Origin of the sequence: Fodinicola feengrottensis, from assembly GCF_010993775.1 — a bacterium.
In the GTDB taxonomy this organism is placed as follows: domain Bacteria; phylum Actinomycetota; class Actinomycetes; order Mycobacteriales; family HKI-0501; genus Fodinicola; species Fodinicola feengrottensis.
The window spans coordinates 160772-184733 of the sequence record NZ_WOTO01000007.1; the positions used below are offsets into that span (position 1 = coordinate 160772).

Consider the following 23962-nt stretch of genomic DNA (forward strand, 5'->3'; position numbering starts at 1 on the left):
GCCGCGTACCAGGTCCGCTGGCCGTCCGGGTTGTGACCATGTCCACCTGCGCAGCGGGTGTGCTGGGGCGGCTGGCGTGAGTCAATGGTTGTCATGGGTCTTTCCGTGCCGCCCGCTGCGGTTACCCGGGAGTTCACCTCGCTCTATGTCGAGCACGACCGGGACGAATGGCGGGCCCTGGCCGAGGCGGAGCCGCTGCCGCTCACGCTGACCGAGATCGAGCGGCTGCGCGGCCTCGGCGACCATCTTGACCTGGACGAGGTCGGCACGGTCTACCTGCCGCTGTCCAGGTTGCTCAGCATGTACGTGGCGAACACCCAGCGGCTCTGGGACGCGCAGCGGCGCTTCTTGGGCTCGGCCGAGCCCAAGGTGCCGTTCGTGATCGCGGTGGCCGGCTCGGTGGCGGTCGGCAAGTCGACCACCGCCCGGCTGCTGCAGGCGCTGCTGTCCCGCTGGCCGGACCATCCGCGAGTGGAGTTGGTCACCACCGACGGCTTCCTGCACCCCAACTCCACCCTGATCGCGCGCAACCTGCTGCACCGGAAGGGCTTCCCGGAGGCGCGTACGTACGACCGGCGTGCCCTGGTCCGCTTCCTGGCCGAGGTGAAGGCCGGCCGGGCCGAGGTGCACGCGCCGGTCTACTCACATCTGGTGTACGACATCGTGCCGGGCCAGGTGCAGACCGTCCGGCAGCCGGACATCCTGATCCTGGAAGGCCTGAACGTGCTGCAGCACGGCACCGATGGTACGGGCCGGCTTCCCAAGGTCTTTTTGAGCGATTTCTTCGATTTCTCGGTCTACGTGGACGCACTCGAAGCGGACGTGAAGTCCTGGTACATGCACCGGTTCCTGAAACTGCGGGAGACCGCTTTCCGTGATCCGACGTCGTACTTCCGCCGCTACGCCGAGCTCAGCCACGATCAGGCGATGGCCACCGCGGAGTCGTTGTGGGAGCAGATCAACGGGCCGAACCTGCGGGAGAACATCGCGCCGACCCGTTCCCGGGCCCGCCTGGTGCTGACGAAAGGCGTCGACCACACGGTGCGTAGAATCAGGCTCCGACGGCTCTAGGCCTACCTGTTTTGACCCTCGCGGAGACGGCCAGGTATTGTTAATGGTCGTTGCGTGATGAGCCGCTTTAGCGTGCCCGGGCTGGCAGCAGCCGATGGGCCACCGGTCGATCGCGCGGAAGATGACCACTAGCAGAAAGACTCCTCTGGCAGCCGCCGGCGGATTCCCTGTCACGAGACGAGAGCAAGGTAGGCCTGTGCGTACGTACAGCCCGAAGCCGGGTGACGTTCAGCGTCAGTGGCTCGTAATCGACGCCAACGACGTGGTTCTGGGTCGGCTCGCCACCCAGGTTGCCCGGTTGCTGCGCGGCAAGCACAAGGCGACGTTCGCGCCGCACGTCGACGGCGGTGATTTCGTCGTCGTGGTGAACGCCAGCAAGATCGCGCTGACCGGCCAGAAGCGGGAGCAGAAGGTCGCGTACCGGCACTCCGGCTACCCGGGTGGCCTGCGCAAGGTGGCCTACAGCGACCTGCTGGCGCAGCGCCCGGAGCGGGCCGTCGAGCTGGCGGTCAAGGGCATGCTGCCCAAGAACACCCTCGGCCGGCAGATGCTGCGCAAGCTCAAGGTCTACGGCGGTCCCGACCACCCGCACCAGGCACAGCAGCCCACCGAGTTCCAGCTCACCCAGGTCGCGCAGTAGACCTGTCCACCAGCGTCGAGAAGGAAAGTGGCAGCGTGACTGCTCCATCTGTTAGCCCCACCGTTACACCGGCCGTCGCCTCCGGCGCGCCCGTACAGACCGTCGGCCGGCGCAAGGAAGCGATCGTTCGCGTCCGCCTGTTGCCCGGCACCGGAAAGTTCACGCTCAATGGCAAGACGCTTGAGCAGTACTTCCCGAACAAGGTCCACCAGCAGCTCATCAGTGAGCCGTTCGTCACCCTTGAGCGAGTCGAGCAGTTCGACGTGATCGCCAGGCTGCACGGCGGCGGCGTCTCCGGCCAGGCCGGCGCGCTGCGCCTGGGCATCGCCCGCGCGCTCATCGAGCTGGACCCGGACGACCGCCCGGCGCTGAAGAAGGCCGGCTTCCTCACTCGTGACCCGCGGGTCAAGGAGCGGAAGAAGTACGGTCTGAAGAAGGCACGTAAGGCGCCGCAGTACTCCAAGCGGTAGGAAAGTGGGCCGTGGCGGTACGGAGCCGGCATTTGCGGTCGGCTCAGGCACCAGGAGGTAGGGCTTTAGGCCCACCGCCTGGTGCCGTCAGGCCGATCTGGCATCGCCGGATCCGGTAGACGTCCGCCAACAGCGGTCCACTCTCCCCAGACGACCTGCAACGATGCTGGGCGAGGCGGGAGATCTGATGGCGCGACTATTTGGCACCGACGGCTTGCGTGGGCTGGCGAACGGTGACCTGACGCCCGAGTTGGCGACAGCTGTTTCGGTGGCGACCGCACACGTACTGGCCGGCGGCGCCGCCGGCCCGCGGCCGGTCGCGGTGGTGGGCCGCGATCCGCGGGCCTCCAGCGAGATGCTGGAAGCCGCGGTCTGCGCGGGATCAGCGCGGCGGGTACGGACGTGGTGCGGGTCGGCGTGCTGCCGACCCCGGCGATCGCGCACCTGGTGGCCGACACCGGTGCGGATTTCGGCATCGTGGTGTCAGCGAGCCACAACCCGATGCCCGACAACGGCATCAAGGTGTTCGCCCGTGGCGGCGCGAAGCTCCCGGACGACATCGAGGACGAGATCGAGTCGGCGCTCGTCGAGAACGCCTCTCGCGAATGGACCCGGCCAGTTGGCCGTGCCATTGGCCGGATCCGTGACCTGCCGGACGGCCGCGACCGTTACCTGGCGGCGTTGAGGGCGGCGGTACCGAACCGCTTGGACGGACTGCGCGTCGTGGTGGACTGCGCGCACGGCGCCGCGGCCGGCATCGCGCCGCAGTTCTACGCCAAAGCCGGCGCCGAGGTCATCGCGATCGGCAACGACCCGGACGGCGAGAACATCAACGACGGGGTGGGCGCGACCCACCTCGGGCCGCTGTGTGCCGCGGTCGTCGAGCACGGCGCCGACCTGGGCATCGCCCACGACGGCGACGCCGACCGCTGCCTCGCGGTGGCCGCCGACGGCAGCCCGGTGGACGGCGACGCGATTATGGCGGTCCTCGCGCTCGGCATGAAGGAAGCCGGCACCCTCGCCGCCGACACCCTGGTCGTCACGGTGATGAGCAACCTGGGCCTGCACCTGGCGATGCGCGAGCACGGCATCGACGTACTCACCACAGCCGTCGGCGACCGGTACGTGCTGGAGGCGCTCCGCGACAAGGGCCTGTCCCTGGGCGGCGAGCAGAGCGGTCACGTCGTCATGCCGGCGTACGCGACCACCGGCGACGGCCTCCTCACCGGCGTCATGCTGATGGCCCGAGTGGCCGCCACCGGCACCCCGCTCGGCGAGCTGGCGAAGGTGATGACCCGGCTGCCGCAGGAACTCATCAACGTCGCTGTCAAGGACAAAGCCGCCGCCGCCGCGTCCACCGACGTAGCCGCCGCCGTACAACAAGCCGCCGAAGACGAACTCTCCGGCCGCGGCCGCGTCCTCCTACGCCCCTCCGGCACCGAACGCCTCATCCGCGTCATGGTCGAAGCCGCCACCGCCGGCCAAGCCAGAACCCTCGCCGAACGCATCGCCACGGTCGTCAAGTCCGCTTCCTAGACGTGCGGCGAGGTTTGTCCCGTATCTTTACCTTCGCCGATGCTCGAGTGGTCAGGAGTTACTCGAGTCGCAGGGGCAACGGTTGAGCCCGGAGTGTGAGACTCTAATCCCGACATGTGGGAATTAGTCCGGTCAGCACATCCCGCTGTTCTTATTGGGACTGGTGGGATCAACTTTCACCACCAGTAACCGGATTCTGCAAATACCGCCGCCACCTATGTCCGATTGTAACGATGTTGCCCATCCAGAGCCCCAAAATCGGCAACAGCGTTCCAATCGGACATACCCCCACCCAGTACCGGGTCACCCACAGTCAAAAGCCGCACCCACACAGGCCTTGACACCCCCCCACGAACGTGACGCTGGTTCGTCCTCCCCGCTGACGGGGAGAACGAACCTCGCCACCCCGTACCCCACCCGTCGATCCCGTTCTTCCTTGAGGCTCCGCCCGAAGGGCACCACACCACCCCATCGCACGCCCAGCTGCACAATCGGAATCCGATTGTGCAGCTCTACATAGGGTGCGGCGCGAAACTGTCGTACCCCCCCCAAAAATCACCCCCACCCAGTGACGGGTGGGGGGCGGGTTCGAGGACCAATGTTCAACTAAAAATTAAGGTCTACCTCTCGACCCACCCCCCGCCCGTTCAAAGGGAGGGGGAAAGAAAAACAGACACCTACGACAATTTCGCGCCGCACCCACCCGCGCAGCGGGCCACGGAAATGTCACAAAAGATGAGCGTCGGTGGGGTTCCCGGTGTCATGGACAAAATCAGGGGGCTGCGGTGGAAGGCCTCGTAAAAGTACGTCCAGGAGCAGCTCAAAGGCGGGCAGTCGGGTCGCGCTGGCTGGTTGTACGTATCGCGCCTGGCCTTGTTCTGCAGCTATCCAGCCCAGGACGGTGACGCCGAAGATATACCAGGTTTGGTGGGCCTGCTCGGGGGTCAGGCCGGCGCGCCGCGAGGGCGGTGATGGCGCGGCTGTGCAGGCGGTCGTGGGCGGCGTCGCGGTGGGCTTGGGTGACGGCCAGTCGGCTGGCGTGGCGGGGGGCGCTCATCAGCTCGGCATGCATGCGTACGGCGACGGTGGTGAGCCAGCCGCGCCAGTCGCCGTCGACGGGATCCCCCTCGGGCAGCGTCTTGTCGACGGTCACGGCGCTGATCAGGTCCAGCAGCTCCTCGCGGCTCGACACCCAGCCATAAAGCGTCGAGTGAGTCACTCCGAGCCGTTCGGCCAGCCCGCGCATGGTCAGTGACTCCAGGTCGAACTCCAGTGCGGCCGCCACGATCCGCTCGCGGCTAAGGCGCGGCGGGCGGCCGCGGCTGGGGGCGTCCGACTGGATCCATCCCAGCACTGTAGCCAAAGATTTAACGACCACTGGTCGGAAAGTCTGATACCGTGCTTTTGAACCAAAACTTGGGAGGCTTTGATGACTCGCAGTGCCCCGGTCGGAGTTGGTCTGACCGCGCTTGCCATGGCCCAGGAACGCCGGATCGAAAGCCGCCGGGCGGATCGGCTGTTCGAGGATCCGCTGGCCGAGGCGTTCGTCCTCGCCGCGGCCGGTACGGGCGACGACTCCGGTGTGCCCGGTCTTGGCGGCGACCTGGGGGGGGGTGGGAGACCTGGTGCCGGAGATGTGCGGATTCGTGCCGCTGAGAACCAGGTATTTCGATGATCAACTACGGGATGCCGTACGAGCGGACCTCCGTCAGATCGTGATCCTCGCGGCCGGCCTGGACGGCCGGGCATACCGGCTGGACTTGCCGCCGGACGTCAGCGTTTTCGAGCTCGACACGCCTGACCTGATGGCGTTCAAGGCGCCGGTGGTCGAGGCCGCCGGTGTACGGCCCAATGGCCCGCACTCGGTGATCGGAGTGGACCTGCGGGAGGACTTCGGGCCGGCCTTGCTGTCGGCTGGGTTTGAGCCGGCGGAGCGTACGTTGTGGCTGGTCGAAGGCCTGCTGCCGTATTTGCGCCTGGCGGATATCGACCTGCTGATGGCCCGTGTCGGCGGGCTCAGCCGCGCCGGCAGCCGGATGGTCACAGACGAGAGATGACGACCGGCATCGACGCGATGATCGGCGGTCGCGCCGAGGTCGCCGCGCTGACCCGGGTGGGTGCCAGCTGGCTGTCTCGGATAGACGACCCGGTCGGCTGGTTTGCCAGTCACGGCTGGAAAGCGCGAGTCGCGGACATGGACGCCTTCGCGGCCGGGCTGGGCCGGGACCGGCCACCGATGCTGGACGCGCGGGACGCGATGGCGGCGGTCTGGGTGGCGGCCGCGGAGCTGGGCTGAGCACGCCTCCTCCCTGCGGAGGAGACCTGACCGTTCCGGCGAAGCGCGGGCAGCGGTGTCCTGCTGCCATGATCTCGTACGTGACAAGCGAACTAGCGATCGAGATTCGCGGCCTGACCAAGCGTTTCGGGTCGACGTACGCGGTCGCCGGCATCGACCTGGACGTGCCGGCCGGCAGCTTCTTCGGCCTGGTCGGTCCCAACGGTGCCGGCAAGACCACCACCCTGTCGATGGCGACCGGGTTGCTGGTGCCCGATGCCGGCACCGTACGGATCGGCGGTGCCGACATGTGGGCCGACCCGGTGGCGGCCAAGCGGCGGATCGGCGTACTTCCCGAAGGCCTGCGGCTGTTCGAGCGGCTGACCGGCGCGGAGATGCTCTCTTACACCGGACGGTTGCGGGGGCTGCCCGGTGCCGAGGTGGACACCCGGGCCACCGAGCTGCTGAAGGTGCTGGACCTCGCTGGCGCGGCCGGCAAGCTGGTCGCCGACTACTCGACCGGCATGCGGAAGAAGATCACCCTCGCGGCGGCGATGCTGCACAGCCCGCGGGTGTTGCTGCTGGACGAGCCCATGGAAGCCGTTGACCCGGTGTCTGCCCGGGTGATTTCCGACGTGCTGCGCCGATACACGGCGGGCGGCGGCACGGTCGTGCTGTCCAGTCACGTGATGGCGCTGGTGGAGCAGCTCTGCGACACCGTGGCCGTGATGGCCGGCGGCCGGATCGCGGCGGCTGGGGCGGTCGCGGACGTACGCGGCGAGCACGCCCACCTGGAAGACGCGTTCCTGCACCTGGTCGGCGCGCCGGCCGCGGACGAGGGGGAGCTGGCGTGGTTGCGCTCTTCGTCCGACTGAAACTTTCGTTGCTGCGTAACAGGTTCCGTCAAGGACCGGCGGCGATCGGACAGCTGATCGGGAGTTCGATCACGGTCGCCTTCCTGGCCGCGATGATCGTGTTGGTGCTGTTCGCGGCCCGATTCGCCGGCTCGCCCGCGGTGGCCACCGATGTCCTCAGCATCCTGCAGATCTTCCAACTGCTGGGGTGGGCAGTGAGTCCGCTGCTCGCTTTCGGCGTGGACGAGACCCTGGACCCGCGCCGGTTCGCGCTGTTGCCGCTGACCCACGGCACGCTCGTACGCGGCCTGTTCGCGGCGGCTCTGATCGGTGTTTTCCCGATCGGCAATGCGATCGTGCTGGCGGGCGGAGCGGTCGCGGTCGCCAACCCGTGGTGGACGCTGGTGCTCTCGGTGCCGGCCGCGGCGATTCAGCTGCTGATGTGTGTTGGCCTGTCGCGTGCGATGGCGGCGACCATGGCGGGGCTGCTGCGCAGCCGCCGCGGCCGGGACCTCGCGGTGGTGCTCGGCATCCTCGTGGTGTTGCTTCCGCAGGGCCTCAACATCCTGGTGAGCGGCGCAGCGGGTGGTCGAGTCGATCCGGTGAACCTGCTGACCGGGGCGGCGAACTCGCTGCGGTGGTTGCCGCCGGGGGCGCTCGCCCATGTCGCTTCGGACGCCGGTGCCGGGCGCTGGGGTCTGGTCGCGTTGGACCTGCTCGTCGGCCTGGTGGCAGTGGTGTGCTGCTTGCGCTCTGGTGGCGCAGTGCGCTGGCGCGGTCGCTGGTACGTCCGGATGCCTCCACCACGGTGCGGTCGAACCGTCGGGGCGCGCTGTCCGGGTTGGCTGAGCGGCTGGTCCCCGGTCCGGTGGGCCTGATCGCCGGTCGCGACCTGCGCCTCGCCGGCCGCGACCCGATCCGGCGGATGTCGTGGGCGACCTCGGTGGTGATCGGCATCGTCGTACCGCTGGTGCCGCTCTTCTCCGGCCACAGCTCGATCGGGGGACCGTACAGCGGCTGGATGATCGCCCTGCTGGTCGGATTCCAGGCCACCAACCAGTTCGGCTTCGACGGCTCCGGCCTGTGGCAGCACCTGGTGATTTTCGGCGGCCGCGCGCACGCCCGCGCGGAGGTGCTCGGCCACGCCACGCGGTCGCTGTTCTGCTGCCCGGCATCCCGCTCGTACTCGCCGCGTCAGTGGCCTACCCGCTGATCCTCGGTCAGCCCGGCCAGATCCCGGCCGCGATCGGCCTGCTCGGCGCGATCTTCGGCGGCGCGATCGCCGGCGCGTGCGTCAGCAGCGTGTGGGCCCCGTACGGGATGCCGCAGTCGCGATCGAGCGCCTTCGCCTCCAGCGCCCCCGGCCAGGGCGGCCGAGCCTTCCTCACGCTGTTGATCTCCCTGTCCATAGCCGTGGTCACCGCGCTGCCGGCCGGGATCTTGCTGGCTCTGGGCCTGACCGTCCTGCCGGCCCTGCTCTGGGCCGTACTGGTCGTCGGCGTGCTGTGCGGGATCGGCGCGATCGCGCTCGGCGTACGAGTGGCCGGCGACGCCTATGCCGTACGAGGCCCGGCGATTCTCGCCATCGTGGCGTCCGGCGACCGCTCTTGAGCGACGCTTTCCGAGCGAGGTGATCTGCACAATCGGATTCCGATTGTGCAGATCGCTACATAGGGTGCGGCGCGAAATTGTCGTAGGTGTCTGTTTTTCTTTCCCCCTCCCTTTGAACGGGCGGGGGGTGGGTCGAGAGGTGGACCTTAATTTTTAGTTGAACATCGGTCCTCAAACCCCCCCCCCACCCGTCACTGGGTGGGGGCAAATTTGCCGGAGGGGTACGACAGTTTCGCGCCGCACCCGGCGCGAAAGGTGCGTCCAACTGGTCGAGGTCGGGACAGGCCTCAGCGGATGGTGGCCTGGGCGACGGGGACCTGGAAGGCGCGGCACCAGATCAGGATGGTGGTGGGCGCCGACACCGCGGTGCCGGCGGGGACGGGGTAGTTCTGGTTGCCGCTGCTGGCTTTGAGGCCGCCGAGGTCGGGGGGTTTTGCCGGGGTTGCGGGCACCGGCGCCGGGGACCAGGTGGATGCGGAAGTCCGGGCCCTGTTCGATCTTGAAGTTCTCGAAACGTACGACATAGGTGCCGTCGGCGGTACGGATCAGCCGCGCGGTGCCGCTGGCCTTGTGGCCGATGCCCGTCAACGCGGCCTGTCCGACATCCCCAGCGACAGGGGCGGGAGAAGCCGAGGCGCCAGCCGAGGACGGCGGTGCGAGAGCGGCCGGAGGAGCCTTCTCGTCGACGGACGTGACGATGAAAGCGGGCGCTACCCCGTACGCGGTGGCCACCACGACCGGCAGCCAGAAGCCGCTGAAGGCCAGCCACCCGGGACCGCGCAGCAGCCGTACGAGCAGCCCGACGACCACTCCGACGACCAGCGCGCCGCCGATGAAGGCCCAGACCAGTGGGTTACCGACGGCACCCAGGACGACCTGCGGTTTGACCAGCGTGACGACGCCCATGACGACGCTGATGACAACGCCGGGAACGACCAGGCCGAGCAGAAAGGCGCGCAGCCAGCGAGGCCGTCGGGCCGGCGGAGGCGGCGGGGTGCCAAACGGACCGGACGGACCAAACGGGGCAGACGACTGCGGTGGGTACGACATGCACCCAGTCTCCCGGCCAAGGGCAGCTGACGGAAAGCTGACAGTCCTTCCTTATGGATTGGTGAAGCTGAACCGTTACGGCCAGGGCGCATGTCATGTCACTTCCGCCGGCCCGGCGGCCGGCGGCCCGCCGTGGGGTGGTTACCCTCGGTCGGCATGTGCGGCATTGTGGGGTACGTCGGTCATCAGCGCTCGTTGGATGTTGTCCTGGAGGGCCTGCGCAGGCTCGAGTACCGGGGATATGACTCGGCCGGGATCGCCGTGGTCGCCGATGGCCGGTTGGCGACCGAGAAGAAGGCCGGCAAGCTGGCCAACCTGACCGAGGCGGTCAGCGCCCACACCGCGGACAACGGCATCGCGCCTCGGGCGTACGGGCATCGGCCACACCCGCTGGGCGACGCACGGCGCTCCCAACGACCGCAACGCCCATCCGCACACGTCGATGGACGGCAAGATCGCGGTCATCCATAACGGCATCATCGAGAACTTCGCGCACCTGCGTGCCGAGCTGGAGGCGGCCGGCATCGAGCTCGCCTCGGACACCGACACCGAGTGCGCCGCGCACCTGTTGGCGCAGGCGTACGCGACCCTTGACCACCTGCCGGTCCAGAGCACGCCGGACAGCGCCGGCCGGCTGGCCGAGGCGATGCGGCTGGTGTGTCGGCGTCTGGAAGGCGCGTTCACGCTGCTCGCGGTGCATGCGGACGCTCCCGACGTGGTGGTCGGCGCGCGCCGTAACTCGCCGCTGGTGGCCGGTCGCGGCGACGGTGAGAACTTCCTCGCCTCCGACGTGTCCGCGTTCATCGAGCACACCCGGGAAGCCGTCGAACTCGGCCAGGACCAGGTCGTGGAGATCACTCCGACCGACATCCTGGTCACCGACTTCTTCGGGGTGGCGGTGACGCCCAAGGAGTTCCACGTCGACTGGGACGCCTCGGCCGCCGAAAAGGGCGGCTACGACTACTTCATGCTCAAGGAGATCGCCGAGCAGCCGCAGGCGGTCGCCGACACGCTGCGCGGCCGGCTCACCGACAGCGGTGACCTGACCCTGGACGAGGTCCGGCTGACCGACCAGGACCTGCGGGACATCGACAAGATCTTCGTGATCGCCTGCGGCACGTCGTACCACGCCGCGCTGGTCGCCAAATACGCCATCGAGCACTGGACGCGGATCTCGGTCGAGGTGGAGCTGGCCAGCGAGTTCCGCTATCGCGACCCGGTGCTGGACCGATCCACGCTGGTCATCGTGATCTCGCAGTCCGGCGAGACGATGGACACGCTGATGGCCCTGCGGCACGCCAAGGAGCAGAAAGCGCGCGTCCTCGCGATCAGCAACACCAACGGCTCCACCATCCCGCGCGAGTCCGACGCGGTGCTCTACACACACGCTGGTCCGGAGGTCGCGGTCGCGTCGACCAAGGCGTTTCTGACGCAGGTCGTCGCGGTCTATCTGGTCGGACTGCTGTTGGCGCAGGTACGGGGCATCAAGTATGCGGACGAGGTGGCAGCGGTCGTGCAGCAGCTGCAGAAGATGCCGGAGAAGATCCGCGCGGTGCTGGCCACCATGGAGCCCGTACGCGAGCTGGCCCGGGACCTGGCGTCGCGCGCAGCAGGTGTTGTTCCTCGGCCGGCACGTCGGATACCCGGTGGCCCTGGAAGGCGCGCTGAAGCTCAAGGAACTGGCGTACATGCACGCGGAGGGCTTCGCTGCCGGCGAGCTCAAGCACGGCCCCATCTCGCTGATAGAGGCCGGTACGCCGGTCGTCATCACCGTCCCGTCGCCGCGCGGCCGGGCGATCCTGCACGACAAGATCGTCTCGAACATCCAGGAGGTGCGGGCCCGGGGCGCTCGTACGATCGTGATCGCCGAGGAGGGCGACGAGGCGGTCGCGCCGTACGCGGACCACATGATCCGGGTGCCGCACACGCCGACGCTGCTCGCGCCGCTGGTCACCACGGTGCCGCTGCAGGTGCTGGCGTGCGAGATCGCGGCCGCCCGCGGCCACGACGTGGACCAGCCCCGCAACCTCGCCAAGTCCGTCACCGTCGAATAGCGACGCCCGCGGCCGGGATCGATGCCGGCTGCGAGATTTCCTTGCAACGATGCAAAACGTGTGTGAGGATCTTCTGGTCAGTATGCATGGCGGCCGCATTTCGAGGTGAAGTCTTGACCGTTCTCCTAGCTTTGGCATTGTCGGCGTCCTTGGCGCGGTCAGTGGGTGAACCGGGCCAACGAGAGCGGCTGCTCGCCTGGGCCGAGTCGCAGCACTTCACATATTGGTCAACTCCTCGGGATGATCTCAGGACCCGTTTCCCAGGGCCGCCTTTCGCGGCCAGCCAACGGCAGTCTGACGGGCGGGGGGGCGGCTGGCTGAGCGCCGAACGAATCCACCACGTGGTGACGGGAAGTCGTGGTGGCCGAGAATTTGTTATCTTTCAGTACAGCCAAAGTTTCGTTCGGCCATATCTGCGTCCGGACAATCCAAACCGCACGTACGACGGTTATCACGCGATCGCCGTCATGTCGGCAGGGCGAAAACTTCCCGCATTGTGTGTGCAGGGGCGGCCCGGTCGCGGACTACCGACAGTGGAACCCGCCACCACGCTCGCCGGGCGGTTCGCCGAGGACTTTCAAGTGACCACTGGTGATCCGGACGCGGCCAGGACGGCCCTCAGCCCGGAGTTGATGCGATGGTTGCTGCACATGCCGTGGCAGCCGTTGAATTTCCGGTTTCTCGGCAGCGATGTGATTTGCTGGGCCGACGCTCATGTGTTCGGTCAGTGGGGACAGGGTGCGCTGGACCAGCTGTCCAGGACCGTGGATTTGCTGGAATCTAACAAGCGGTGAGTTGTGGGATGGCTGTACGAGCCACGTCGACATAAGTCTCGTCGATCTCCACGCCGATGCTGTCATACCCGACCACGTTGGCGGCCGCCAACGTCGATCCCGATCCAGCGAAGGGATCCAGCACCACGCCCTCGCCCAGCGGCAGGACGGCGCGTACGACCTGCCGCATGAAATCCTGTGGCTTCAAGGAGGGGTGGTGCCGGGCGATTTTCCGTTCCAGCGCACGAGTCGGCGCGGATTTGATCACGTCCCCGAACGGCTGGTCGGCGGAAATCCGCCGCAGTCCACCGGTTTTCCATTTCCGCAGATTGGCCGCGACCGTACCGTCGACGGGTTTGCGGCACACCACCCACGGCTCCCACATCGAGCGCGCCATCACCGAAACGTCCGGGAATTCGTCGTGGGCGTTCTTCGGCCGGTCCCCGCCGCGCATGGTGGTCACCAGCCGGACGATCTCGCCGCGCCTTTCCAGGCCGGCGTCCGACAACGCGGCCGAGACGAGGTAGGACACCAGCGGATTGGCGGCCACGATGACATGCGCTCCCGGTGCCAGCACCGGCAGCACGGCCTTGCCGAAATTTCGGAAGAAATGCGCGATGTAGGCGAGGTCGTCCTCGGTCAGCGTGGTGAAACGCGGCAGCGGCGACCGCGGCCGGCCGTCGTACGACGGCGGGATCCGCCAGACCCCGCCCCGGCCGGCGCGCAGTTTTCGTTGCTGCGCGGGGGTGTATTCGACGAGTCCGTACGGCGGATCGGTGACTACGCCGTGGACGCTGTTCGCCGGTTGCTCGCGCAGCCAGGCCAGCGCGTCGGCGTGAAAGAGCTGGGCTCGCCCGTACTGAAAGGCCGGCTGCTGGGCGGCCGGTACGGACTCGGACGGGTGGGGGTGCTCAGTCAACCGCCCACCTCGTCATCCTCGACCGAATTGCCACGTCCGCAACGCGAAACTACACGTTGTCGCCGGCCGTCCCAAGCGGCCACGCCCGTCTCGGCGGGTGGTCAGACGCGCTCTTAGCCAACCGGCACTGGATTCGGGCATTTGTGGTAGCCCGGTTATCGTGTCTCTTGTGCTGCGGGTTTGTCGGGCACGAGTGATGATTGTCATCAAAGGGGAGCGGGAGAAGACCAGCGATGAACGCAGCGGTTCCGGGGGCGTACGGCGCGCCGGCAGGTCCGTACCCGTACCAGCGGCTGGCCCGTCCGATGCACCGCACCAGCGTCGGGAAATGGCTCATCGGAGCGGCCGCGGCCGGATTTGTGGGACTCGCCGGCCTGGTCGTGGTGGTCCTGCTGGGACTGCACTACGGCCCGCTTCTGCTGCTGTTGTTCGGATTGTTCGCGATGTTCCCGGTGCCGATCCTGATCGGCTGCGCGGTCTGGCTGTCCCGGTTCCAGCCGCAGCCGTGGGGCGCCCGCCTTTTCGCGCTGGGCTGGGGCGCCACCATCTCGGTCCTCATCGCCGGTTATGCCAACGATTTCCTGCAGAGCATGTTGTTTGGCGGGGATCGTACGCTGGCCGCGGTGTTCGCCGCGCCGCTGGACGAGGAAAGCCTGAAGGGGCTGGCGCTGCTGCTGATTTTCGCACTCAGCCGGACCAAACGCATCCTGCCCAATGCCGGGCGGTATTTCACCGGCCCGCTGGACGGGGTGGCATATGCGCTCTTTGTCGGCGCCGGCTTCGCTTTCGTCGAAAACATCACGTACCTGGCGTCGGCTTTCATGAACGGCCAAATGCAGCGTGGGATGGCCTCGGACGGTTTTTTCAGCCTGCTTCTGCTTTTCTTCGTACGCTGCGTCCTGACACCTTTCGGGCATCCGCTTTTCACGTCGGCCACTGGCATCGCCCTGGGGTTCGCGGCCCGAAGCAACATCAACATCGTGATCCGGGTGATCGCGCCGGTTGGCGGCTGGATGGTCGCGATGATGCTGCACGGTTTCTTCAACGGCTCGCAGGCCTTCGTGCCGTCGGGCCTGGCCGGTTTGGTCATCGAATTCACCGTGGTGCTCCCGCCGGTGTTCCTGGTGTGGGTCGCGGTGGTGCTTTTCCTGCGATACAACCAGTTCCGAATAGTCCGGGGGGGGGCTGGACGGCTACGTCCGCTCCGGCTGGTTCTCACCCGCGGACGTCGACCAGTTAGCCTCTCTCAAAGGGCGTGGGGTGGCTATCCGATGGGCCAAGAATGCCGGTGGTTCGGAGGCCGGCGCAGCCATGCGTGAGCTGCAGTCCGCGTCCACCCAGCTCGCGATCGCCCGGGACGCGGTGAACCACGGCTACCACCGGAACACCTTCGCCGCCGATGAGTCGCGGCTGCTGGGCATCATCGGGTGGCAACAACAATTCCTGCGACGTTATCGCCGCGTGCCGGTTTAGGCCCTGTCTGGTTCGGCCGCCGAGCCCAGGCCCACCATCAGCCAGTGCCCGGATAATCGCCCAACATGCGCCTAATTCGGTACGTGCAATGAGCTGTCCGTCAGCCGAGGTTGAACCCGCCTTCGGAGCTGATCACCTGGCCGGTGACCCAGCCACCGTCCGGGCCGACCAGGAAGGACACCAGTGCGGCCGCGTCGTCCGGCGTGCCCCAGCGGCCCAGCCGCAGCCGGGTCAGTGCCGCCGCGGTGATGTCCGGCGTCGCCCAGCCGGTGTCGGTGGGGCCCGGATTCACGCAGTTCACCATGATCCGCTGGCTAATCACCGCGGCGGCGAGGCTTGGTGTCATTCCAGCCAGCGCCGCTTTGCTTGCCGCATAGGGGATTTCGTCGGCCATCGGGCCGTTGTGCTGACCGGAGGTGAAAAGCACGATCCGGCCATCGCTGCCCTTGAAATGGCCGGCGAATTCCTTGACCAGCAGGAAAGTGGATCGACTGTTGATCGCGTACGACGCGTCGATCTCGGCCGCGGTGATTTCCGCGAGAGAACTGCGAGGAGTGGTGCGGGCATGGTTGGCGACCAGGATGTCGAGATGTCCGAAGGCGTCGATGCCGGCTTGGACCACCTCGGCCGGTGCCAGTGGATCGCTGAAGTCGGCGCTGACGTACTCAACCCGACGCCCCGCCTCGCGCAACTCGTCGACAATCGACGCCGGCGCACCCGTACCCATCTCGTTGTGACGCTCCGCGTCATGCCGCTCCCAGCCTTGAAGCAGCAGGTCAGCGCCCTGCGCGGCGAGCCGGCGAGCGATCGCGACGCCGATTTCCGGCCTGCCGGCTCACTCCGGTCACGACCGCGGTGCGACCGGCGAGGGCGTTGTCGAACATGTTGGCGGTCCTTTCGTACGCTGACGTGGTGATTGTCAGTGTGGGGATGGACGTCGTGCTAGTCGAACGATTTGCGGCCGCGCTCACGCGTACGCCGCCGCTCGCCGACCGCCTGTTCACCGAGGCCGAGCGCACCACGTCCTCGGGTAATCCGCGGTCGCCGGAGTCGCTCGCGGCCCGGTTCGCGGCCAAAGAGGCGGTCGCCAAGGCGCTGGGCGCGCCGGTCGGGCTGAGCTGGCACGACTGTGAGGTTGTCACGGATGCGGACGGCCGTCCGTGGCTGACAGTCTGCGGCACGGTCGCCGACGCGGCCGCCGCCGCCGGCATCGCCCGCTGGCACCTGTCGCTGTCCCACGACGGTGGCATCGCCTCCGCGATGGTCGTCGCCGAAGGCGCCTAAAACCTTCGCGAACTCGACGTTTCCGCTGTCACTTTCGGGGGTTTCTCAAACGAAAACGTCAGGTTCGCGGGTGGTCTTGTTCCCACGCTTGGAGTTGGTCTTGGGCCCAGGTGGACCAGGCCAGTTGTGCCGCGTACGTACGGCGGCCGTACTCGGCGGCGAGGCGACCGAACCAGGGTTGGTTGTCCGAGTCGGGCTGGAGATCGAACCGCTCGATGATGTTCTCGATGTCCGCGCCGGCCTCGCTCGCCTCCCGCTGATAGCCGCGCAACAGGACCTTGCGGTCGGCCGTGTCCAGGGTGTTCAGCAGGAAGAGCCGGAGGACCGATTCGTTCCGTACGAGCGGCGCGGTCGGCGGATGGATCAGCCATTCCCGCAGCTCGGTGCGGCCACTGTCGGTGATCGCGCGTACGTCCGGCGGCCGCGTGCGCCCTCGTCGACAACGTCGATCAGGCCCTCGTCGGCGAGCTTGTTCAGCTCCGGATAGATCTGGCTGTGTCGGGCGTGCCATGCCCACCGCTGCAGCGAGATCTCGAACGTCCTGGCCAGGTCATAGCCGCTGGCCGGCTCGTCCGCGAGCAGGCCCAGCAGGGCGTATCGCAACGACATCGGTCCACACCTCCGTCCTGCACTCTAGTGCAAAGATCTACAGATTGAGATTGACATGTCGAAATCGATAGGTCATTCTCTTCATGTCGCATCCGACAGGAGGATCTCATGACCGCCACACAGAGTGATAAGAACACCGATCAGCTCCAACCGGAGCGCTACTTCGCGCCGGTCCCGGACGAGACCGAGGCGTACGACCTGCCGGTCACCGGCACGTTGCCTACGGAGCTGGCGGGCCGCTATTTCCGGAACGGACCGAACCCGCTGCCCGGTGACCCGTCCGGGCACTGGTTCACCGGTATCGGCATGCTGCATGGCGTACGCATCGCCGGCGGTAAGGCGGAGTGGTACCGGAACCGCTGGGTCAAGACCGCTCGGCTGGCCGGGGAGCGATTTATGGACGAGAACGGCCGCCGTAATCTCGCCGTCAATTCCGCGAACACGCACATCATCGAACATGGCGGCAAGCTGCTGGCGCTGTGCGAGGTGGGTTTTCCTTACCAGGTCACGCCAGAACTCGACACGGTTGGTCCGGTGGACTTCGGGGGCCGGTTGACCACCGCGATGACCGCTCATCCCAAGCAGGACCCGGTGACCGGCGAGCTGCATTTCTTCGGCTACGGGTTCCGGCCGCCTTTCCTTACGTACCACCGCCTTTCGGCCAGTGGAGAGCTGGTCCACAGTGCCGAGATCGACGTACCGGCATCCACCATGATGCACGATTTCGCGATTACCGAGAACTACGTGATCTGGCTGGATCTGCCCCTTGTCTTCGATCACACCCTGTTGGAACGGGGAATGCCGTACGAATGGCGGGACGCGTATGGTGCCCGGCTCGGCGTGATGCGCAAAGACAGCACCAAAGTTCAGTGGTTCGACGTGGACCCCTGCTACATTCTCCACGTGGTAACGCGTTCGAGGACTCCCAGGGCCGGATCGTGGTGGACGCTGTCCGCTACAGCAGACGATCGTGGGACGCGCTTTGGGGCCAGATCGGTGGTGCGGTCGAAGTCGGAAACCACCTCGTCGACGCGGCGACGTCGCTGGGCGTCAGCGCGATGCACCGCTGGACGCTCGACCCTGCCAGCGGGACCGTCAGCGAGCAGCTCGTCGACGATCGTGGCGTCGAATTCCCCACTATCAACGAAAGCCGGACCGGCTTGCCCAACCGGTACGTCTACACCGTAGGCAACGGCCACGTCGGCGCGATTGTCAAGTATGACACCGAGACCGGCCGCAGCTGGGCGAACGAGCTGGGCGACCGGGTAGCCGGCGAGGCAGTCTTCATCCCGGCCGACGGCGGCACCAACGAGGACGATGGCTGGCTGATGTCGATCCTGAGCGAGCGCAGCGGCAAGGGATCGCAACTGGTCGTACTGGACGCCGGTGATGTGGCCGCCGGACCGGTCGCTACGGTCGAGCTGCCGGCCGCGCGTACCAGCCGGATTCCACGGTTCCTGGTTCGCTGACGGGGTCACTGACTGACAATGTCCACGACACTTCCACGGGGAGGGAACCCGATGACGGAGACTGCCGAGACCGCGCCGCGAGTGCCACAGATGCGAACGATGATGTTGTCGTTGCTGTGGGACGTGGGCCTGGCGCTGATCGCGTACTACGGACTGCGTGCATTGGGGCAGTCTCCGTTCGTCTCGCTGCTGGCGGGCACGATCGTGTCGGGCCTGCGAGTGGCCTGGGTGGCTATCAAGGCGCGTCGTGTCGACGTCTTCGCCGGCTTCCTGCTGGCGGTGTTCGGGGTCGGGCTGGTGCTGTCGTTCGTCACCGGCAGCGCCCGATTCCTGCTGTTGAAGGACTCCGTCGGCACCGGCGTGGCTGGTTTGCTCTTCGCCGGCAGCTGTTTCGTCGGCCGGCCGCTGATTTTCTACGCGGCCAAACGAATGCAGGGCGACGGTGGAGCGCGCTTCGAGGACCTGTGGGCGACCGCCGAGCCCTTCCGGAAGATGTTCCGGCTGATGTCGATGGTGTGGGGTCTCGGCCTGCTTTTCGAGGCTCTGGTCCGCATCCCGCTGGTGTTCCTGCTGCCGATCGACGTGATGACCGGCCTGTCGTCGATCATGTTCATCGCCGCGATGGTGCTGCTCACCGTCTGGACCTTCGGGTATGTCCGGCGGAAACTGCGCGACCGACCGGTGCCGGCCGCCGCGGAATGACGGTCACTGCGGGTAGGGTCGGGAAGGCCGATGTCACTGCGGTGTCGGCCGTCCTGACCCGTGCTTTTATGGATGACCCGGTGATGTCCTGGATGATGCCGGACGACGCCGAGCGCGACCGCCGGCTGCCGCTGTTCTTCCAAGCCGTCATCCGGCATGAACATCTCCGGCACCACACCGTCGACGCCGCCGTCGCGGACGGCGCGGTCCGCGGCGCGGCACTGTGGAAGCCACCCGGCGGCTGGCAGGTCGGGTGGCTGCGGGCGCTGCTGTCGATGCCGGCCTACCTCCGCGCTTTCGGCCCGTACGTGAAAAACGCCGGCCAGGTCCAGGAGGTCATGGCCAAGACCCACCCACACGAACCACACTGGTATCTGTCCGTCATCGGCACCGACCCGACCGCCCAAGGCACCGGCGTCGGCACCGGCCTGATCACCTCCCGGCTGGCCGCCTGCGACCGCGATCACCTGCCGGCGTACCTGGAATCCAGCAAGGAGTCGAACGTGCCGTATTACGCCCGTTTCGGCTTCGAGGTGACGCGCGAGATTCAGCTCCCGTCAGCCGGCCCCACCCTGTGGGCGATGTGGCGCCAGCCCCGCTGAATCCGCACAGTCGGATTCCGATGGGACAGCCCTCGTACGTAGGGTGCGGCGCGAAACTGTCGTACCCCTCCGGCAGATTTGCCCCCACCCAGTGACGGGTGGGGGGCGGGTTCGAGGACCGATGTTCAACTAAAAATCAAGGTCCACCTCTCAACCCACCCCCCGCCCGTTCAAAGGGAGGGGGAAAGAAAAACAGACACCTACGACAATTTCGCGCCGCACCCTCCCGGTGAGCCGATGGGAAATAGGACCGGCACCGAAGAGTGATCAAAGCGGGAGACCGCTTTGGCGGCTGGGCGGCGCGTCGGGCAACCTTGGTCGCATGCGACTGGCGTACGGGGTGGATCAGGTACGGGCGGCCGAAGCGGCTCTTATGGCGAAGTTGCCGGACGGCGCGCTCATGCGGCGGGCGGCGGCTGGGCTGGCGCGGAGGGTGGCGATTCTGCTCAAGGACGGCCGCGGCGGCGTGTACGGGGCGAAGGTCGCGTTGATGGTCGGCGTCGGCGACAACGGGGGTGACGCACTCTATGCGGGAGCCAGGCTGGCTGGTCGTGGAGCCCTCGTCGAGGCCGTGCTGCTGAAGCCGGAGCGCGCGCATAGCGACGGTCTTAAGGCGCTCAAAGCGGCCGGTGGGCGGGGGTGGTGAGCAGCATCCCCGCGGATGCGGACGTGATCCTCGACGGGTTGGTCGGCATCGGTGCCAGCGGGGGATTGCGGCCTGATGCGGCTGAGCTTGCCGCCGCGGCGGCGCTGACGGGGGCGCCGATCGTCGCGGTGGACACCCCGAGCGGCATCGACCCGACCACCGGAGCGGTGCCTGGCGAGGCCGTACGAGCCGATGTCACGGTGACGTTCGGCTGCCTGAAAGCGGGCCTGGTGGTGGGGCCAGGGGCGGCTCGCAGTGGGCTGGTGGAGCTGGTCGATATAGGCATCGGGCCCCACCTTGGCGCGCCGGCCGCGCTGATCCCGGATGAGGCCGACATCGCCGACTGGTGGCCGCGGCCCGGCCCGACCGATGACAAATACACCCGTGGTGTGCTGGGCATCGCGGCCGGCTCGGACATCTATCCGGGGGCCGCGGTGCTCGCGGTGGGCGCGGCGCTGGCCGGGCCGGCGGGGATGGTCCGGTACGCCGGCACCGCGCTCGAGCCGGTACGACGCCCTACCCGGAAGTGGTCGCCAGCGCCAATCTGCGCGACGCCGGCCGCGTACAGGCATGGGCGATCGGCTCCGGGCTCGGCACCGGCGAGCCGGCTACCGGGATGCTCTGGCAGGTGCTGCAGTCCGACCTTCCGGTGGTGATCGACGCCGACGGGCTGACGGTGCTGGCCGGGCACCAGGAATGGGTACGCGACCGGAAGGCGCCGACCCTGCTCACCCCGCACGACCGCGAGTTCGCCCGGATTTTCGGGCCGATCGGCGAAGACCGGCTGGCGGCGGCCCGCCGAGCCGCCGCCAGGTTGCGGTGCACGGTGTTGCTCAAGGGCGACCGGACGATCGTCGCGGACCGGGACGGCACCGCGTACGTGAACCCGACCGGCACGCCGGTGCTGGCCACCGCCGGCAGCGGAGATGTCCTGTCCGGCATCGCCGGGGCGCTGCTCGCCGCCGGTGTTCCCGCTGGTAAGGCCGGCGCGGCTGCCGCGTACGTGCATGGCCTCGCCGGTCGACTGGCGGCCGAGAACGGGCCGGTCAGCGCCGCTGTGGTCCGGGACACGATGCGGGCCGCGGTGCGCGGCCTGTGGCCGGCCGCTGGCTGAAACCTGGGAGACTGGACGACATGTCGTTGCAGTCCGAGGCGAGGATCGACCTGGCCGCCATCCGCGCCAACGTGCGCGAGCTGCGTGGGCGGACCAACGCCGAGGTGATGGCGGTGGTCAAGGCGGACGGGTACGGGCACGGGATCGTGCCGGCGGCCCGGGCCGCGCTCGCTGGCGGCGCCACCTGGCTCGGCGTGGCGACCCTCGACGAGGCGCTGACCGTACGGGCGGCCGGCATCAGCGCGCCGCTGTTGGCCTGGCTGATCGCCCCTGACCAGCCACTGCGGGCGGCCGTGGAGGCCGATGTCGAGCTGTCCGTGGCGACCGGCTGGCTGCTGGAGGATGTGGTCGCCGCCGCCGAGGCGTCCGGTCGTACGGCCCGGATCCAGCTCAAGATCGACACCGGGCTCGGCCGCGGCGGGGTCGGCCCGGCCGAGTGGCCCGCGTTGGTCGACGCGGCCGCCAAACACGCGGCCGCCGGGACCGTCGAGATCACCGGCATCTGGAGCCATTTCGCCCGAGCCGACGAGCCGGGCGATCCGAGCATCGCCGCACAGCAGAAGACTTTCGCTGAGGCGCTGGAAGTGGCCGCGGGGCTGGGTGTTGACCCGCCGCTGCGGCACCTTGCCAATTCCGCGGCCGCGCTCAGCCTGCCGAACGCGCATTTCGATCTGGTCCGAGCGGGGATCGCGATTTACGGTTATTCGCCTGTCCCAGGGGAATTTGGCCTCCCGGCCGGCGATGACCATGCGCGGCTCGGTAGCCGTGGTGAAAAGGCTGCCGGCCGGCCATGGCATTTCGTACGGGCATATTTACACCACCCCAAACCGAAACCACGGTCGCCCTGGTGCCGCTCGGCTATGGCGACGGAATTCCGCGCCACGCCAGCAATATCGCCCCACTGTGGGTGGCCGGGCGGCGGCATCGGATCGCCGGCCGGGTGTGCATGGACCAGTTCGTGGTCGATGTGGGCGACGATCCGGTCGAGGTTGGGCAGGACGCGATTCTGTTCGGACCGGGCGACCACGGCGAGCCCACCGCGGACGACTGGGCGGCCGCTTTGGACACCATCAGCTACGAAATCGTGACCCGCGTCGGCGCGCGGGTGCCACGGACGTACGTCGGCGAGGAGACTGCGTGAGCCGCATCAAGAATGCCGGTCTGATTGGTGGACTGGTCGGCGTCGCCGCGGCCGGGGTGGCCGCCGGCCTCGCGGTGGAGCGTTTCGCGGTCGGCCGGGTCCGCAAAGCCGGCGACGACGACCCGTACGCGACCGAGCCTTTTGGTCTGCTGCCAGCGGATCAGGAGCGGATCGTGACCGGCCCGGACGGCGTCGAGCTCTACACCGAAATCGTGGAGCCGGACCGGGATCGGGCCGCGCCCGAGCTGACCGTGGTGTTCGTACACGGATTCTGCCTGGACATGGGCACCTGGCATTTCCAGCGCCGCGGCCTTTCCAGGGTTTCGGATCCGCGGTTCCGGATGGTTTTCTACGACCAGCCGGGGCATGGCCGGAGCAGCCGCAAACCCTCCGGCGACTATTCCATCGACGAGCTCGGCGGTGACCTGGCCGCACTTATCGCCCAGGTGGCGCCAAAAGGCCCGCTGGTGCTGATCGGCCATTCGATGGGCGGCATGACGATCATGGCGCTGGCCGAGCAGGATCCGGAGCTGTTCGCTGACCGGGTGGTCGGCGTCGGGCTGATCGCCACCTCGGCCGGCGACCTCGACTCGGTCGCGCTGGGAATGCCCGCACCGCTGGCGAAAAGCCGTAAGCCGCTGACGCCGGCACTAACCGCTGCGCTGAAAGTCTCGCCCGGCATCGTGGATGGCATTCGGCGGCTCGGTTCGGACGTGGCCTGGCTGCTCACCCGCCGCTATGCCTTCGCCGATTTCGCCGCATCGCCCTCGTTGGTGTCCTATGTGGAGCGGATGATTTCGTCCACGTCCAGTGACATTATCGCCGGCTATTTGCGTACGCTGTCAGAGCATCACCGCTATGCCGCGCTGGAAGTGGTGGACGGCATCGAAACCCTGGTGGTGGCGGCCGACGACGACCTGCTGACGCCGGTGCAGCACAGCGAGGAAATGGTCCGGTTGCTGCCCGGCGCGGAATTCGTGGAACTGGAGTCCGGCGGGCATCTCGCACTGATGGCCCAGGCGGACATCGTGAACGCGAATATCGCCGCTTTCCTGCAACGCGCCCTGCGATCGGCTGGCGCCCCGCGCACTGTCCCCGAATCCCGCATCAAGCAAGCCCGCTCCGAGCGGGCCAAAAAGGCCAAGGAAGCCGGCTCCAGTGAGCGCCGCCGCTTTCTTCGGGTCCGGCGTAAGGAAAAGTCGGCATGATCCAGCAGTTGCCCACCCCGGCCGATACCAAAGCGTACGGGCACAAACTCGCCAAGCTGCTCAAACCCGGCGACCTGCTGGTGCTGACCGGGCCGCTGGGCGCTGGGAAAACCGCGCTGACCCAGGGCATCGCGGCCGGTCTCGGCGTACGCTCGCCGGTCACCAGCCCGACTTTCATCATGGCCCGCGTACACACCGACGGCCGCGTTCCGCTGGTCCACGTCGACGCGTACCGACTGGGCGACTCGCCCGACCTGGCCGGTGAGATCGACGCGCTGGACCTCGACGTGACCGCCGAGGACGCCGTCACTGTCGTGGAATGGGGCAGCGCGGTGGCCCACCGGCTGGCCGAGGACTACCTGGAGGTCCGGATCGCTCGCCGCGACGACTCCGAGGAACGCCAGGCCGAGCTGGTCGCGCACGGCACCACCTGGCCAGCCCGGCTTTCGTCGAGCTGAGCT

The 23962-nt window shown here is 67.7% G+C and carries 23 protein-coding genes and 6 pseudogenes; 23 read left to right on the top strand and 6 right to left on the bottom strand.

The window, feature by feature from the left end:
- The first annotated feature begins 93 nt into the window (after positions 1–93).
- The 4 genes and pseudogenes from coaA (at position 94) to glmM (ending at position 3717) form a co-directional block, all read left to right on the top strand.
- A complete protein-coding gene (gene coaA / locus GNX96_RS08865; RefSeq protein WP_163567689.1) occupies positions 94–1071 on the top strand; it encodes a type I pantothenate kinase in 978 nt (325 codons plus the stop codon).
- Between the two features lie 196 nt (positions 1072–1267).
- Positions 1268–1711 (top strand): 50S ribosomal protein L13, encoded by a 444-nt coding sequence (gene rplM, locus GNX96_RS08870; protein WP_163567690.1) that lies wholly within the window; start codon positions 1268–1270, stop codon positions 1709–1711.
- Positions 1712–1800: 89 nt separating this feature from the next.
- Positions 1801–2181, top strand: a pseudogene (gene rpsI / locus GNX96_RS08875) (30S ribosomal protein S9); the annotation flags it as partial.
- A 187-nt stretch (positions 2182–2368) separates the two neighbouring features.
- Positions 2369–3717, top strand: a pseudogene (glmM, locus tag GNX96_RS08880) (phosphoglucosamine mutase).
- Positions 3718–4537: 820 nt separating this feature from the next.
- Here glmM and GNX96_RS08885 read toward each other — a convergent pair.
- On the bottom strand, positions 4538–5080 hold the full coding sequence (locus GNX96_RS08885) for a TetR/AcrR family transcriptional regulator (protein WP_163567692.1): 543 nt from the start codon (positions 5078–5080) through the stop codon (positions 4538–4540).
- A gap of 66 nt (positions 5081–5146) precedes the next feature.
- Between GNX96_RS08885 and GNX96_RS08890 the strand changes: the two genes are divergently transcribed.
- The 7 genes from GNX96_RS08890 to GNX96_RS08920 all read left to right on the top strand — a co-directional run bounded on the left by GNX96_RS08890 (position 5147) and on the right by GNX96_RS08920 (position 8457).
- Positions 5147–5392 (top strand): hypothetical protein, encoded by a 246-nt coding sequence (locus GNX96_RS08890; RefSeq protein WP_163567693.1) that lies wholly within the window; start codon positions 5147–5149, stop codon positions 5390–5392.
- Positions 5352–5774, top strand: coding sequence for an SAM-dependent methyltransferase (locus GNX96_RS08895; RefSeq protein WP_279579813.1), 423 nt, complete (start codon positions 5352–5354; stop codon positions 5772–5774). The genes GNX96_RS08890 and GNX96_RS08895 overlap by 41 nt, the downstream gene beginning before the upstream one ends.
- Positions 5771–6013 (top strand): hypothetical protein, encoded by a 243-nt coding sequence (locus GNX96_RS08900; RefSeq protein ID WP_163567695.1) that lies wholly within the window; start codon positions 5771–5773, stop codon positions 6011–6013. The genes GNX96_RS08895 and GNX96_RS08900 overlap by 4 nt, the downstream gene beginning before the upstream one ends.
- An 80-nt stretch (positions 6014–6093) precedes the next feature.
- Positions 6094–6867 (top strand): ABC transporter ATP-binding protein, encoded by a 774-nt coding sequence (locus GNX96_RS08905; protein WP_279579814.1) that lies wholly within the window; start codon positions 6094–6096, stop codon positions 6865–6867.
- Positions 6843–7724: a hypothetical protein gene (locus GNX96_RS08910; protein WP_163567697.1), complete on the top strand. Its 882-nt coding sequence runs from the start codon at positions 6843–6845 to the stop codon at positions 7722–7724. The genes GNX96_RS08905 and GNX96_RS08910 overlap by 25 nt, the downstream gene beginning before the upstream one ends.
- Positions 7688–8059: a hypothetical protein gene (locus tag GNX96_RS08915; protein WP_163567698.1), complete on the top strand. Its 372-nt coding sequence runs from the start codon at positions 7688–7690 to the stop codon at positions 8057–8059. The genes GNX96_RS08910 and GNX96_RS08915 overlap by 37 nt, the downstream gene beginning before the upstream one ends.
- Positions 8044–8457 carry a hypothetical protein gene (locus tag GNX96_RS08920; RefSeq protein WP_163567699.1) on the top strand — a complete coding sequence of 138 codons (414 nt, stop codon included), beginning with the start codon at positions 8044–8046 and terminating at the stop codon, positions 8455–8457. The genes GNX96_RS08915 and GNX96_RS08920 overlap by 16 nt, the downstream gene beginning before the upstream one ends.
- Positions 8458–8628: 171 nt before the next feature.
- Here GNX96_RS08920 and GNX96_RS67095 read toward each other — a convergent pair whose 3' ends face one another.
- The gene (locus GNX96_RS67095) at positions 8629–9507 is read right to left on the bottom strand and encodes a hypothetical protein (RefSeq protein WP_279579815.1); all 879 of its coding nucleotides are present in this window, start codon (positions 9505–9507) and stop codon (positions 8629–8631) included.
- Positions 9508–9663: 156 nt separating this feature from the next.
- On the opposite strand from GNX96_RS67095, the pseudogene glmS reads away from it, so the two are divergent.
- Positions 9664–11561, top strand: a pseudogene (glmS, locus tag GNX96_RS08935) (glutamine--fructose-6-phosphate transaminase (isomerizing)).
- Positions 11562–12028: 467 nt separating this feature from the next.
- Complete coding sequence (locus GNX96_RS08940; protein WP_279579816.1) at positions 12029–12355, top strand: hypothetical protein; 327 nt, start codon at positions 12029–12031, stop codon at positions 12353–12355.
- Here the strand turns inward: GNX96_RS08940 and GNX96_RS08945 are convergent.
- A complete protein-coding gene (locus GNX96_RS08945; protein ID WP_163567703.1) occupies positions 12342–13253 on the bottom strand; it encodes a DNA-methyltransferase in 912 nt (303 codons plus the stop codon). The two genes, GNX96_RS08940 and GNX96_RS08945, sit on opposite strands and share 14 nt — an antisense overlap.
- A gap of 233 nt (positions 13254–13486) precedes the next feature.
- Here GNX96_RS08945 and GNX96_RS08950 point away from each other — a divergent pair, with 233 nt between their 5' ends.
- The gene (locus tag GNX96_RS08950) at positions 13487–14572 is read left to right on the top strand and encodes a PrsW family intramembrane metalloprotease (RefSeq protein ID WP_163567704.1); all 1086 of its coding nucleotides are present in this window, start codon (positions 13487–13489) and stop codon (positions 14570–14572) included.
- On the top strand, positions 14565–14726 hold the full coding sequence (locus tag GNX96_RS08955) for a hypothetical protein (protein ID WP_163567705.1): 162 nt from the start codon (positions 14565–14567) through the stop codon (positions 14724–14726). Before GNX96_RS08950 ends, GNX96_RS08955 begins: the two co-directional genes overlap by 8 nt.
- Before the next feature lie 100 nt (positions 14727–14826).
- Here the strand turns inward: GNX96_RS08955 and GNX96_RS08960 are convergent, their stop codons facing one another.
- Positions 14827–15546 (bottom strand): SDR family oxidoreductase, encoded by a 720-nt coding sequence (locus GNX96_RS08960; protein WP_313885611.1) that lies wholly within the window; start codon positions 15544–15546, stop codon positions 14827–14829.
- A 35-nt stretch (positions 15547–15581) separates the two neighbouring features.
- On the opposite strand from GNX96_RS08960, the gene GNX96_RS08965 reads away from it, so the two are divergent.
- Positions 15582–16010 (top strand): holo-ACP synthase, encoded by a 429-nt coding sequence (locus GNX96_RS08965; protein WP_279579817.1) that lies wholly within the window; start codon positions 15582–15584, stop codon positions 16008–16010.
- Between the two features lie 58 nt (positions 16011–16068).
- On the opposite strand, the gene GNX96_RS50240 is transcribed toward GNX96_RS08965, so the two are convergent.
- Both GNX96_RS50240 and GNX96_RS50245 read right to left on the bottom strand, forming a co-directional pair.
- Complete coding sequence (locus tag GNX96_RS50240; protein ID WP_279579839.1) at positions 16069–16413, bottom strand: hypothetical protein; 345 nt, start codon at positions 16411–16413, stop codon at positions 16069–16071.
- Complete coding sequence (locus GNX96_RS50245; protein WP_279579818.1) at positions 16374–16619, bottom strand: PadR family transcriptional regulator; 246 nt, start codon at positions 16617–16619, stop codon at positions 16374–16376. The genes GNX96_RS50240 and GNX96_RS50245 overlap by 40 nt, the downstream gene beginning before the upstream one ends.
- A 108-nt stretch (positions 16620–16727) precedes the next feature.
- On the opposite strand from GNX96_RS50245, the pseudogene GNX96_RS62930 reads away from it, so the two are divergent.
- From GNX96_RS62930 to tsaE, 7 genes and pseudogenes are all read left to right on the top strand, one after another.
- Positions 16728–18088: pseudogene (locus tag GNX96_RS62930) on the top strand (carotenoid oxygenase family protein).
- Between the two features lie 51 nt (positions 18089–18139).
- Complete coding sequence (locus tag GNX96_RS08980; RefSeq protein ID WP_279579819.1) at positions 18140–18790, top strand: VC0807 family protein; 651 nt, start codon at positions 18140–18142, stop codon at positions 18788–18790.
- Positions 18787–19392, top strand: a complete 606-nt coding sequence (locus GNX96_RS08985) for a GNAT family N-acetyltransferase (protein ID WP_163567707.1) — start codon at positions 18787–18789, stop codon at positions 19390–19392. The genes GNX96_RS08980 and GNX96_RS08985 overlap by 4 nt, the downstream gene beginning before the upstream one ends.
- 322 nt (positions 19393–19714) lie before the next feature.
- Positions 19715–21152, top strand: a pseudogene (locus GNX96_RS08990) (NAD(P)H-hydrate dehydratase).
- 20 nt (positions 21153–21172) lie between these two features.
- Positions 21173–22293: pseudogene (alr, locus tag GNX96_RS08995) on the top strand (alanine racemase).
- Complete coding sequence (locus tag GNX96_RS09000; RefSeq protein ID WP_163567708.1) at positions 22290–23501, top strand: alpha/beta fold hydrolase; 1212 nt, start codon at positions 22290–22292, stop codon at positions 23499–23501. Before alr ends, GNX96_RS09000 begins: the two are co-directional and overlap by 4 nt.
- Complete coding sequence (gene tsaE / locus GNX96_RS09005; RefSeq protein WP_163567709.1) at positions 23498–23959, top strand: tRNA (adenosine(37)-N6)-threonylcarbamoyltransferase complex ATPase subunit type 1 TsaE; 462 nt, start codon at positions 23498–23500, stop codon at positions 23957–23959. Before GNX96_RS09000 ends, tsaE begins: the two co-directional genes overlap by 4 nt.
- Positions 23960–23962 lie beyond the last annotated feature (3 nt).

What these genes read in the sequence shown, in the direction of transcription:
- GNX96_RS50245 (WP_279579818.1), bottom strand. Translation starts at nt 16,619, where the DNA reads ATGTCGTTGCGATACGCCCTGCTGGGCCTGCTCGCGGACGAGCCGGCC.
- GNX96_RS08895 (WP_279579813.1), top strand. Translation starts at nt 5,352, where the DNA reads ATGTGCGGATTCGTGCCGCTGAGAACCAGGTATTTCGATGATCAACTA.
- GNX96_RS67095 (WP_279579815.1), bottom strand. Translation starts at nt 9,507, where the DNA reads ATGTCGTACCCACCGCAGTCGTCTGCCCCGTTTGGTCCGTCCGGTCCG.
- tsaE (WP_163567709.1), top strand. Translation starts at nt 23,498, where the DNA reads ATGATCCAGCAGTTGCCCACCCCGGCCGATACCAAAGCGTACGGGCAC.
- GNX96_RS08985 (WP_163567707.1), top strand. Translation starts at nt 18,787, where the DNA reads ATGACGGTCACTGCGGGTAGGGTCGGGAAGGCCGATGTCACTGCGGTG.
- GNX96_RS08890 (WP_163567693.1), top strand. Translation starts at nt 5,147, where the DNA reads ATGACTCGCAGTGCCCCGGTCGGAGTTGGTCTGACCGCGCTTGCCATG.
- GNX96_RS08900 (WP_163567695.1), top strand. Translation starts at nt 5,771, where the DNA reads ATGACGACCGGCATCGACGCGATGATCGGCGGTCGCGCCGAGGTCGCC.
- GNX96_RS08940 (WP_279579816.1), top strand. Translation starts at nt 12,029, where the DNA reads ATGTCGGCAGGGCGAAAACTTCCCGCATTGTGTGTGCAGGGGCGGCCC.
- GNX96_RS08955 (WP_163567705.1), top strand. Translation starts at nt 14,565, where the DNA reads ATGCGTGAGCTGCAGTCCGCGTCCACCCAGCTCGCGATCGCCCGGGAC.
- coaA (WP_163567689.1), top strand. Translation starts at nt 94, where the DNA reads ATGGGTCTTTCCGTGCCGCCCGCTGCGGTTACCCGGGAGTTCACCTCG.
- GNX96_RS08950 (WP_163567704.1), top strand. Translation starts at nt 13,487, where the DNA reads ATGAACGCAGCGGTTCCGGGGGCGTACGGCGCGCCGGCAGGTCCGTAC.
- GNX96_RS08980 (WP_279579819.1), top strand. Translation starts at nt 18,140, where the DNA reads ATGACGGAGACTGCCGAGACCGCGCCGCGAGTGCCACAGATGCGAACG.